The sequence below is a fragment of the Mycobacterium sp. 012931 genome, from assembly GCF_000419295.1.
Taxonomy (GTDB): domain Bacteria; phylum Actinomycetota; class Actinomycetes; order Mycobacteriales; family Mycobacteriaceae; genus Mycobacterium; species Mycobacterium marinum.
In genome coordinates this window covers 396857-408138 of sequence record NZ_AOPX01000001.1, presented here as the reverse complement: position 1 = coordinate 408138, position 11282 = coordinate 396857, and the positions used below count along the sequence as shown (strand labels likewise).

At 67.3% G+C, this 11282-nt stretch carries 11 protein-coding genes; 8 read left to right on the top strand and 3 right to left on the bottom strand.

Features of this window, described 5'->3' with window-relative positions:
• Positions 1-7: 7 nt before the first annotated feature.
• The gene (locus MMSP_RS01785; protein WP_020785223.1) at positions 8-778 is read left to right on the top strand and encodes a hypothetical protein; all 771 of its coding nucleotides are present in this window, start codon (positions 8-10) and stop codon (positions 776-778) included.
• Between the two features lie 492 nt (positions 779-1270).
• Here the strand turns inward: MMSP_RS01785 and MMSP_RS01780 are convergent, their stop codons facing one another.
• Positions 1271-2128 carry an HAD-IB family hydrolase gene (locus tag MMSP_RS01780; protein WP_020785222.1) on the bottom strand — a complete coding sequence of 286 codons (858 nt, stop codon included), beginning with the start codon at positions 2126-2128 and terminating at the stop codon, positions 1271-1273.
• A 519-nt stretch (positions 2129-2647) separates the two neighbouring features.
• Between MMSP_RS01780 and ssd the strand changes: the two genes are divergently transcribed.
• From ssd to MMSP_RS01745, 7 genes are read left to right on the top strand one after another with little or no spacing between them, the layout of a single operon-like run.
• On the top strand, positions 2648-3709 hold the full coding sequence (ssd, locus tag MMSP_RS01775) for a septum site-determining protein Ssd (protein ID WP_086084805.1): 1062 nt from the start codon (positions 2648-2650) through the stop codon (positions 3707-3709).
• A complete protein-coding gene (locus MMSP_RS01770; protein WP_020785220.1) occupies positions 3706-4875 on the top strand; it encodes a TadA family conjugal transfer-associated ATPase in 1170 nt (389 codons plus the stop codon). The genes ssd and MMSP_RS01770 overlap by 4 nt, the downstream gene beginning before the upstream one ends.
• Positions 4872-5675: a type II secretion system F family protein gene (locus MMSP_RS01765; protein WP_020785219.1), complete on the top strand. Its 804-nt coding sequence runs from the start codon at positions 4872-4874 to the stop codon at positions 5673-5675. Before MMSP_RS01770 ends, MMSP_RS01765 begins: the two co-directional genes overlap by 4 nt.
• A 25-nt stretch (positions 5676-5700) precedes the next feature.
• Positions 5701-6303, top strand: coding sequence for a type II secretion system F family protein (locus tag MMSP_RS01760; RefSeq protein ID WP_020785218.1), 603 nt, complete (start codon positions 5701-5703; stop codon positions 6301-6303).
• Between the two features lie 24 nt (positions 6304-6327).
• Positions 6328-6528 (top strand): DUF4244 domain-containing protein, encoded by a 201-nt coding sequence (locus tag MMSP_RS01755; protein ID WP_011741860.1) that lies wholly within the window; start codon positions 6328-6330, stop codon positions 6526-6528.
• Positions 6529-6563: 35 nt separating this feature from the next.
• Positions 6564-6851, top strand: coding sequence for a TadE family type IV pilus minor pilin (locus MMSP_RS27805; RefSeq protein ID WP_272890170.1), 288 nt, complete (start codon positions 6564-6566; stop codon positions 6849-6851).
• A 31-nt stretch (positions 6852-6882) separates the two neighbouring features.
• Positions 6883-7206, top strand: a complete 324-nt coding sequence (locus MMSP_RS01745) for an Rv3654c family TadE-like protein (RefSeq protein WP_020726834.1) — start codon at positions 6883-6885, stop codon at positions 7204-7206.
• A gap of 8 nt (positions 7207-7214) precedes the next feature.
• Here MMSP_RS01745 and MMSP_RS01740 read toward each other — a convergent pair whose 3' ends face one another.
• Both MMSP_RS01740 and MMSP_RS01735 read right to left on the bottom strand, forming a co-directional pair.
• Positions 7215-8246, bottom strand: a complete 1032-nt coding sequence (locus MMSP_RS01740) for a PAS domain-containing protein (RefSeq protein ID WP_011741858.1) — start codon at positions 8244-8246, stop codon at positions 7215-7217.
• Between the two features lie 491 nt (positions 8247-8737).
• Positions 8738-11053: a DEAD/DEAH box helicase gene (locus tag MMSP_RS01735; protein WP_020785215.1), complete on the bottom strand. Its 2316-nt coding sequence runs from the start codon at positions 11051-11053 to the stop codon at positions 8738-8740.
• Positions 11054-11282: the final 229 nt, after the last annotated feature.

Genomic DNA, 11282 nt, shown 5'->3' with positions numbered 1-11282 from the left:
ACATGCTGTGACTGCTGACCCGCTGGCCGCGCTGATGGAGCTCCCCGGCGTCGGTGACGCCAGCGACCGCGCCCGCGAGGCGCTGGGGCAGGCGCACCGGCATCGGGCCAACCTGCGTGGCTGGCCGGTGACCGCTGCCGAGGCCGCGCTGCGCGGGGCCCGCGCCTCCTCGGTGCTCGACGGTGGCCCCACGCGACTGGAAGATTTGGTGGACGCGTCCGCTGGTTACCCCGTTGTCAATGATCCGGTCTTCGGGGGCGCGCTGCGAGTGGCGCAGGCGCTCGAAGGCGGCGCGGGGCCGTTGGTCGGCGTGTGGCAGAAGGCGCCGCTGCAGGCGCTGGCGCGTCTGCACATGCTGGCCGCCGCTGACCTGGCGGCCGACGGCGGGTTGGGCCGCCCGCGAGCCGACGCGGGCATCGGGCCTCGTCTGGAACTGCTTGCGGATCTGGTGACACGACCGACGCGAGCGTCGGCGCCCGTTATCGCCGCGGTCGCCCATGGAGAGCTGTTGACGCTGAGGCCGTTTGGCACCGCCGACGGCGTCGTCGCCCGCGGGGTGTCGCGGCTGGTGACCATTGCGACCGGACTGGATCCGCACGGACTCGGGGTGCCCGAGGTGAGTTGGATGCGACAGCCCGTTGGCTACCGCGATGCCGCGGATCGATTCGCCGAGGGCACGCCCGCCGGGCGGGCGGCCTGGTTGGTGCTGTGTTGCCGAGCGATGGAGGCCGGGGCGCAGGAGGCTCTGGCGATCGCAAACTCGGTGCCGCGTAGCTAGCCGTTGATAGCTGGCGCCCCGCATTTGCGTCGCAATCGCACCGAAATAGGAATTGTTCCAGAAATGCAATGCGGGCGGCGACCGAAAGGATTTTCGAGTCGCCGCCCGCCAACACGGATCTCGGTTACCAAGCGTGCATTTGTGGGCTGCGTGGGTTGGCCTCGGCGCTTTTGCGACCCTTCTGGCTGCAGCCCCACCCAAAGGGCCGTCGGTACCATCTGAATTGCGCAATTACGCAGGCCCGCAACACTTCTGCCATTATCGCGGCTATGACTCCGCGTGGGTTCCGGGGGCCGTGCTGGGTGCCCGGGTCGGGAGGACGAACCTTCTCTTCCGGTTCGACCTTGGCTTCACCGGGCTGCCGTGACTCCATTTCTACTACTGGAGCCTGGGCGCAGCAAGGCCTAATTCATGAAAGTTCTGCAACGACTTATTTTTCGGGCGCGCAAAACGTTTGCTCGAGAGGTAGCTGCTGGCGCCGGGACGTCGGTGCTAGAAAGCGAAGCGGCGCAGCAACAGGTAGCTGACCGCTCCGGCGGCCAGTGCGCTGATTCCGACCGCGGCGCTAGTGGCGATCGCGGCGCCCGACGGTGCCGGGAGGCGATCACGCAAAGACACTGGGCGAGAGAAGGACAACACCGGCCAACCCCGCTCCATGGCTTCCTTGCGCAAGCCGCGGTCGGGGTTGACCACCGAGGGGTGGCCGACGGCCTCGAGCATGGGCAGATCGGTGATCGAGTCGGAGTAGGCGTAGCAGTGTTCCAGCGGATAGCCCTCACGGGCGGCCAGCTCGCGAATCGCCTGAACCTTGCCTTCGCCGTAGCAATAGAAGGCGACCTCGCCGGTGTACTTACCGTCCGGCACGACCATCCGGGTCGCCATCGCGTGGTTGGCGCCCAACGCGCGGGCGATCGGGCCCACAATCTCCTCGCCGGAGGCGGAGACCACCACGACGTCACGTCCACACAGTTTGTGGCCGGCTATGAGGTCTGCGGCTTCGGCGAACACCAGCGGCGTCACGATGTCGTGCAGCGTCTCGTTGACTATCGACTTCACCTGTTCCGCGTCCCAGCCGGTGCACATGTTGGTCATGTGGGTGCGCATCCGGTCCATCTGGTCATGGTCGGCGCCGGAAAGCAGAAAGATGAACTGCGCATAGCTGGATTTGAGCACGGCTCGTCGGTTCATCAGGCCCTGCGCGAAGAAAGGTTTGCTGAACGCCAGCGTGCTGGATTTGGCGATGATCGTCTTGTCCAGGTCGAAAAACGCCGCGGTGCGGGCGCGCGCAGGAGGCTTTTCCGGTGACTGCGGTGAGTCTTGTTGCTGCGCGGCCGGGTCGGAGACGGTCACCAGACCAGCATAGGTGTGCGGTCTGTCGAGCCGTGATCGCGCCGTCCGCGACGGCGATTGACAATGAATGTTGTCGACGTGTTGCCCTTATTTGTACGGCTCAAGCCGTATTTTTCGATTTGCACCGATACTTGCGTTAATCCAGTCTGGCATGTGTATAGTAAGCATTACTCGGCCATGAGCCGAGGGTGCATCAGTCCGACCCCCCGGGGCTGAAGCACGACGACCTCCGCCTCCCCCCTGGCGGGGGTCGTCCCTTTTGTGGGGTAAAAAATTTTCGCCTCCGTCACTCCAATGCCTTGCGGCACCCGTTTTGGCGCCCTCCGGGGAGTTGCGGAGATTCTCGAAGTCCTGGTGGTCCGGGCCGGCTCGGAGCCGGGCGGCCCGCGCGATTGTGCACAGCTGCGTCTCTTTCCACAAATTCGCGATTGACCCTGGTGGGCACGGGCGCTCGGCCGGCACGGTAGCTGGGTGACCAAGCCACTTCATACCGCGACCGACAGCGCCGGCGTGTTGTCGATGCTTGTCGACCCGAAGCTGCGTGACGAGCTGGATCGAGTCGCCGCGGCCGTGGGCGTTCGGATCGTCCATGGCGACGGTCGCAAACCGGTGACGCGAAAGGCATGGTCGGCCGCTGGCGCCGTGGTGCTCGATCCCGCGGCAGCGCGGGGTTTGAACCAAGCCGCCTTGCCCCGGCGCGCCCTCGTCTGCCTGCTGACCGGAGCTGAGGCCGGGACCGATACCTGGGTGACCGCCGTCGCGATCGGCGCCGGCGCCGTGTTGCAGATGCCCGAACAAGAGGGTGAATTGATCCGCGAACTCGCCGAAGCGGTCGAGGCAGCGCGGGACGAGGGTCTTGGCGGCGAGGTCGGCCAGGTGATTGCCGTCATCGGAGGCAGTGGCGGAGCGGGGGTTTCGTTGTTCGCGGCCGCCCTGGCCCAAAGTGCCGCCGATGCTCTGCTGGTTGACCTGGACCCCTGGGGTGGGGGCATCGATCTGCTGATGGGTTGCGAAAACCTCCCCGGCCTACGCTGGCCGGACCTGTCCTTGCAGGGCGGACGGTTGGCCTGGTCGGCCGTGCGCGATGGCCTGCCGCGGCACCGGGGGATAAGCCTGCTGTCGGGTACCCGGCGCGGCCAGGAGTTGGATTGCGGTGCGGTTGGCGCGCTCATCGACGCCGGTCGCCGCGGTGCAGTGACCGTGGTCTGTGATCTTCCCCGACGGCTGACCGACGCCGTGCAGGTCGCACTGGACCGCGCCGATCTCGTCGTGCTGGTCTGTCCCTGCGACGTACGCTCCTGCGCTGCCACCGCAACGATCGTTCCGGTGCTTGCCGCGATCAATCCCCACCGGGGACTGGTGGTGCGCGGGCCGTCGCCGGGCGGGTTGCGGGCGGCGGAGGTGGCCGATATTGCCGGGGTGCCTTTGCTTGCATCGATGCGAGTGCAGCCTCGGTTGGTCGAGCAACTCGAACACGGCGGACTGCGATTGCGGAGGCGATCGCCGCTGGCCGCCGCGGCCCGCCGGGTGCTCGCGCTACTGCCGAATTCGACGGCGGTACCGGGCGGTCGGGCCGCATGAACGGACCACTGATCGAACGTGTCCGTGAGCGGCTGACGACCGAACCCGGGCCGCTGAGACCCAGCGTGGTGGCGGCGGCGATCCGCGCCGAGTCTGGCGGGATGCTTGGCGACACGGAGGTGCTCGCCAATCTTCGGGTGCTGCAGACCGAGCTGACCGGTGCCGGCATTCTCGAGCCTCTGTTGTGTGCCGACGGCACCACGGACGTCCTTGTCATCGCGCCCGACGCGGTGTGGGTTGACGATGGAAACGGGCTGCGCCGCAGAGGGGTTCGATTCGCCGACGAGGCGGCGGTGCGGCGGCTGGCGCAACGGCTGGCGTTGGCGGCGGGACGCCGGCTCGATGACGCGCAACCCTGGGTGGACGGACATCTCGGTGGGATCGGTACCGGTGGACTGACGGTGCGGCTGCACGCCGTGCTGCCACCGGTGGCCGCCGCCGGCACCTGCCTGTCGCTGCGCGTGCTGCGGCCCACCACAGTGGATCTGGCGGCGCTCATCGCCGCCGGCGCGATCGCCGAGCAAGCCGCCGAGCTGGTCGGTGAAATCCTTGCCGCGCGTCTGGCATTCCTGGTGTGCGGGGGTACCGGTGCCGGAAAGACGACCCTGCTCGCCGCGATGTTGGGAGCCGTCGCCGGCTCGGAGCGGATCGTGTGCGTCGAAGACGCTGCGGAATTGGCTCCGAGGCACCCACACCTGGTCAAACTGGTGGCCCGCTGCGCGAATGTCGAAGGCGCCGGCAAAGTCACGCTGCGCCAACTCGTCCGCCAGGCGCTGCGGATGCGGCCCGACCGCATCGTCGTCGGCGAGGTTCGGGGAGCCGAAGTGGTGGACCTGCTCGCGGCGCTGAACACCGGACACGAGGGCGGCGCGGGCACCGTGCACGCCAACAGCCCCGGTGAGGTTCCGGCTCGGCTGGAGGCGCTGGGCGCCCTGGGGGGCTTGGACCGCGCGGCGCTGCACAGCCAGCTTGCCGCGGCGGTGCAGGTGCTGCTGCACGTCACCCGCGATCAGGGTGGGCGGCGCCGGCTCAGCGAGATTGCCGTTCTACACAGGGCCGAAGACGGTCTCGTTGCGGCGCTGACCGCGTGGCACGCGGACCGGGGCATGGCGCAAGACGGCGGCGCCGTGTTGCGCGGCCTGCTCAGCGGGCGGGGGACGCCATGACCGGTCTGGTGCTGGCCGCGCTGATGGTTGCGGCCGCGATCGCCGTGCTGTCGGTTCCGGTGCGGCGCCGGATCAGCGTCAACGATGTTCGTGGGCACTCGAATTGGCTATCCGCAACGCGATGGCTCGGCTGTCTGCTCGCCTGCGTGCTGGCGGGCGCCGTCCTGGTGATGCCACTGACAACCGTGCTTGCGGTCGCGGTGGTGGCGGGGACCGCGAGCCGGCGTCGTCGCCGGCGCCTGGTCCGTGCCCGCGGCGTGCGGGAGGGGTGGGCGTTGGAGGCGGCACTCGAGATTTTGGTCGGTGAGCTGCGCGTGGGTGCCCATCCGGTGCGCGCATTCGGCGTCGCCGCCGACGAAACCGATGGTCCGGTGGCTGCGGCCATGCGTGGTGTGGCGGCACACGCCCGATTGGGTGCTGACGTCACCGGTGGCCTGCGTGCGGCCGCCCGGCGGTCGGCCCTGCCCGCGCATTGGGAACGACTAGCCGTGTACTGGCAATTGGCCAGTGACCACGGTCTGGCCATCGCCACCCTGATGCGGGCCGCCCAACGTGATGTCGCGCAACGTCAACGATTTTCGGCAAAGGTTTCGGCGGGACTGGCCGGCGCCCGCGCCAGCGCGGGCATTCTGGCTGGGCTGCCGGTACTCGGGTTAGTGCTGGGGCAGCTCATCGGAGCCCAGCCGTTGGCCTTCTTGCTCGGCGGGCATCTGGGCGGCTGGCTGCTGGTGGTCGGCCTGGCCCTGGCGGCCGGTGGTCTGTGGTGGTCGGACCGGATCACCGACCGGGTGATGCCATGAGCAGGCCCCGATTGGCAGCGCGCCCATGAGCGTTGCCGCAATCTTGTTGGCCATGGCCCTATCGGTGGGGGGCCGGCGCGCGGTGGTGCGGGCACGGCCCAGCACGCCGTCGCACCCGGGTGCGCTTGGGGTGGAACAGCCAACCCGGCCAGCGCGTGGTGAGGATCCACTGGCGTTCGCATCGTGCCTGGATGTGTTCGCCACTTGTCTGGCCTCGGGCATGGCGGTGTCGGCCGCCGCCGCGGCGACCGCCCGATCGGCGCCACCGGGGCTCGCGCGGGTGCTGTCGCGCGCGGCCGAGTTGCTGATGTTGGGCGCCGACCCGTCCGTAGCCTGGTCGGCCACGCCGGAGTTGCCGCTGAGTTCGGTCGACGGCCACGTAGATGCGTTGCTGCGCTTGGCGCGGCGCTCGGCTTGCTCCGGTGCCGCACTCTCCGATGCTGTCGGCGAACTGGCCGCGCAGTCACGCCACGATGCGACGCACGCGGCCACGGCGGCCACCGAACGTGCCGGTGTGCTCATTGCCGGTCCCCTCGGGTTGTGTTTTCTACCGGCCTTCGTGTGTCTGGGCATTGTTCCGGTGCTGGCCGGGTTGGCCGCCAAGGTGCTGGATTCCGGTCTGCTGTGACGATCCGGGGAAGGGAAGATATTGATGAACAACATTTTTCGGGTGATGCTGGCTCGCCTGACACTTCTGGCGACCGACGACTCGGGCATGTCCACCGTCGAATATGCTTTGGGCACAATCGCAGCGGCCGCTTTCGGCGCCATCCTGTACACGGTTGTGACCGGAGATTCGGTCGTGTCCGCGTTGACCCGCATCATCACCCGGGCGCTGAGCACCAAGGTCTAGGTACCGATGCCGGGTTCAGCAGTGTTGAAGCGGCCCTGGCGATCGCCTCGCTGGTCGTGGTACTGGCGCTGTGTCTGGCCGGGATCTGTGCGTTGTCAATGCAATTGCGCTGCGTGGATGCCGCTCGCGAGGCGGCCCGGTTGGCCGCGCGTGGCGACACTGGCACGGCCCTGCGGGTCGCTCGAGCGATTGCGCCGCCGGCCGCGCGGGTTCGGCTGCGAAGAGACGGTGAGCTGGTGCTCGTCTCGGTGGTTGCACGTTCAAAGCTATTGCCGGAATTGGCTATATCCGCTGAGGCGGTCGCCGTCGCAGAGCCGGGATGACCGCGGTTCGGCTACCTTGCTCGCGGCCTCGATGATTGCCGTCTTGCTGTGCATTGCCGGCACCGGTGTGTACCTGGGTGCGGCGATGGTGGCCCGGCACCGGGCTCAGACGTCGGCGGATCTTGCCGCACTGGCCGGCGCGGCACGGCTAAGCTCCGGTGCGGCGCAGGCCTGCGCGCGTGCAGCGGCGGTGGCCCGGGCGATGCGGGTCGGTGACGTCGGATGTGTGGTGCGTGAGCTTGACGTGGTCGTCACGGTCGAGGTGCCGATCGGCATTGCGGGCGCCGCGCGCGCGGTTGCCAGGGCCGGGCCGATCGATACGCCAGAGCGGGCCCACTCAATTCATCGACAGTGAAATCGGGTCTACTCTGCGGCCGCCGGAAGGCCGGCCTCGGCGAGTTCTTCCTCGCTGGGCAATCGCAGCGAAATCAGTCCGGCGAACGTCTCCGGTTCGAGTTCGATTCGGTTGACCGTGACGTGGACCGGCACCCATTCGTCAGCACCGCGCCCGGGTAGCCGTAGCACCGCGCTGGCCGCCCCTTTCGCGAATTTATCTGTCATGGAAGTGATCACAGGCCTGTCGTCGGGATGAACCCGCGGCCCGTCTTCCTCGCTTCGCCTCCAGTCGTAGAAGGAGCACGGCTCATCGAGCCACTTGAGCAGCGACCAATTGTTCAGGTCAACCAGTGCGCGGTGAACTCCGACTTGCGCAAGTCCGTTCAGTATCCGCCGGGCCAGATCGTCGATCGGCACCACCGGTTCTTTCTGCTCGGCCCGCCAATTGATCGCTCGTGCGACCAGGTGTTCACGGCCGTCTGGGCCCTCTTCCAGGGCGCTGTGTACGGCAAATCCGATTCGGATCGGCTTCCCGCGCCAGTCGGTTAGATCCCATGTGCTGCACAAAGTTTGACCTGGCTCCGGTTTGACGACCATGGCCAGGAACTTGGTCTCGTTCGGGTTGAGCTCCCGGGACGGCAGATCTTCGGCGAAGGCCCGGCCGTAGGTGACTTCGAGGTCCGGATTCTTGCCGCTGTTGGCCAACGACTCCCGGGTGTCGGTTGCCACTCCCAGGGTCAGATTCCACTTGAGGGGGCCTGGCGTTGGCCGTTCGGGCGGCTCCTCGTTGGCGGGACCGGTCCACACGTGCACACCATGAATGCGGCCGTCTGACATCACGACTGGTTCGGTGCGGATCACCCGGTCACTCTTGGGAGTGATGCTGGTCAGGCTCTGCCCAGTCTGTAGCGATTCGGCGATCGCGGTGCGAACTGCGGAAAGGTAGGGGCTGCGGCGCAGGAACTTGGTGATCGGAACGAGACTTTTGAGTTGACGCCCCTGCGCCACCACCGCGGGTTCGTCCCCCAGGGTCTCCACGAGCAGCCAGTCGTGGGTCATAGGCGCAGTCTACTGTTCGCTAGAGGCGGCCACGAGTCGGTGGGTATCCAACGATATTGGAATCCCGTTGCCGCACAGCGCATACCTGCTGACATATCCGGGCAAACGCCACCACGCTGTCCCGGTTGCCCCCGGACGTGCCCAGCCGGCCTTTGACCAGCGCGAAACTGCAACGTATGCCGCTACCCGGCAATGCAACTCGCCGATGCTGAGCGGCTCGTTGGCCGCGGCGCCGCACGGCCGCAACGAAGGAAGCCGCTGCGCGTGGTGATTTGCGCGCCTAGTGACATCCGGGTAGTTTTCTGCTGCACCCGCACCGTCGGGGGTGTGAGCGGATTGTGTACGTCCAGCCGTTCGCTGCACGGGATGATGGCTCATCATCCAGATCGGTGGAGGTCGACCGTCGAGGGGTCGGTCGCCGTCCGCCGGGTGTGCAAGATGACTCGCGAACAGCCGGTATGCCAGTCCTGCCTGGCCGGGCCCCGGTGTTCCTAGAGTAAATCGTCACCGACTTGCGACAGCACCAGTCGCAGTACCTGCATGGCGCCCGCCTTGTCGAGGGGATCGTTGCCGTTGCCGCATTTGGGGGACTGCACGCAGGACGGGCATCCGCTCGGGCATTCGCAGGCCTCGATCGCCGACGCAGTGGCTCCCAGCCAGGTGCGCGCCCGTCGAAAGCCGCGTTCGGCGAATCCCGCCCCACCCGGATAGCCGTCATAGACGAAGACACTGGGCAGTCCTTCGGGCCCGATAGCGGTGGAAATGCCGCCGATGTCGCCGCGGTCGCAGCTGGCCACCAGTGGCAGCAGCCCGATCGCCGCATGCTCGGCGGCGTGCAGCGAACCGGGAATCGCGACGGCGTCGACACCATTTCGCAACAGCTCTTCTGCGGTGATGGTGTACATGACCGCGGTCGTGGGCAGCACGTGTTCGGGCATATCCAGCTCGACGAAATCGATCACCTCACCGGAAAGCCGGCGCCGTAGGTAGCCCACCACCTGGTGGGTGACGGTCACCGGCACCAAGCCGACGGTGACGGGCCCGAACTCCAAGCGCTCGCCGGATCCGGTTACCGCGATGTCGGTGAGCTCGCGCGCAAAGGTCGCATAGCCGGGATCGGCGGCGTGGACGAAGGCGAGCCCTTCTTCGGTGTCCAGGGAGTCGACGACGTAGCTTTCGCCCTGATGCAGATAAACGGCACCCGGATGCACCGATGCCGGCGCCTGATCGGCTCCGACGTTGCCCAATAGCCGGCCGGTGTCGGCCTCCACGATGACGACCTGCCCACCGATGGAACCCCGGATGTCCACCGCGGCGTGCGGTTGCACCCCCGGTGCCGGAAAGTACTTGTCGCCGCGCCGGCGCAGCAGACCGTCATCGACGAGCGTTTCGACCACCTCGACGGCGCGAAGCTCGTGGACTTCTACCGCATCGAGCGGAAGTTCTGTTGCCGCGCAGAGCAACTGTGGCCCCAGCAAGTAGGGATTGCCGGGATCTATCACCACCCGCTCCACCGGCTTGTCCAGGAGCGCCGCGGGATGGTGCACCAGATACGTGTCGAGCGGATCATCGCGCGCGATCAACACCACCAGCGCACCCTGGCCACGCCGGCCGGACCGCCCCGCCTGCTGCCAGAAGGATGCGACGGTTGCGGGGAATCCGGCCAGCACCACCGCATCCAGCCCGGCGATGTCGACGCCCAACTCCAGCGCATTGGTGGTGGCCAGACCGCGCAGCCGGCCCTCCGTCAATGCGTGTTCGAGACAGTTGCGGTCCTCGGGCAGATAACCGGCCCGATACGACGCCACCGTGTGCGACAACTGGGGCGCAATGTCTTGCAGCCGCGCCTGCGCGCCCAGCGCGGTGAGCTCAGCGGCCCGCCGTGACCGGACGAAGGTCAAGGTCTGCGCTCCCTCGACGATCAGATCGGCCATCACTCGCGCCGCCTCGGTGCCGGCGGAGCGCCGCACCGGGGCGCCGTTTTCGCCGGTCAGGTCGGTCCGCAGCGCGGGTTCCCACAGTGCCACGGTGCGGGCCCCCTGGGGCGACCCATCCTCGGTGACCTCCGCAACCGGCTGGCCGATCAATTCGGCGGCGGTGGCACCCGGTGAGTCCGTCGTCGCGCTGGCGAAGATGACCGTCGGGTGCGCCGAGTAGCGTGCGCACAATCGCAGCAGACGGCGTAGCACCATTGCCACATTCGAGCCGAAAACACCCCGATAGTAATGACATTCGTCGACGATCAGATATCGAAGATTTCGCAACAGGACCGCCCAGCGGGCATGGTTGCGCAATATCGACAGATGGATCATGTCCGGGTTGGAGAACAACCATCGGGAACGCTCGCGGGCAAAGCGGCGCACTTCATCGGAACTGTCGCCGTCATAAGCCGTGGGCGCGACATCCCTAAGTCGTTCAACGTTGGCAACCAGCGCCTGCGCGGTGCGCAACTGGTCGTGGCCCAGCGCTTTGGTCGGCGACAGATATAACACCCGGGCGCGGGGGTCGGCCGCCAGCGCCGCGAGGACGGGAAGTTGATAGGCCAGCGACTTGCCGGACGCGGTACCTGTGCTCACCACCACGTGACGGCCGTCATGGGCCAACTCCGCGGCCGTGGACTGGTGTGACCAGGGGGCGGTGATGCCACGTTGGGTGAAGGTGCGCACGACGTCTGGCTCGGCCCATTGCGGCCAGGCGCTCGGCTGACCCGCACGCGGCGGCAGCTCGGCGACATGGTGTAAAGGATGTTCTCCGGTCGGGGTACCGGCGAGCGCGACGGCAAGCAATTCGCGCCCGAAACTTATCATTTGCAAACCCTTCACAATTCATCGACGACAACGGGCTGTCGCCGACGCCATGAACATGATTGACTAATCGCGGTCGTAGCTTCTGTGTTCGTGTCAAACTTTCGCAGGATCGACGTTGCGGCCGCGGTTCCTGCGAGGTTATCGGTCGGGTGAAGTTCCGGCGACTCTGCGAGGTATGGCGGTCGCGGCTTGGCCCGGGGCACCGAGAGGCGGTGCACCGCACCCAGAA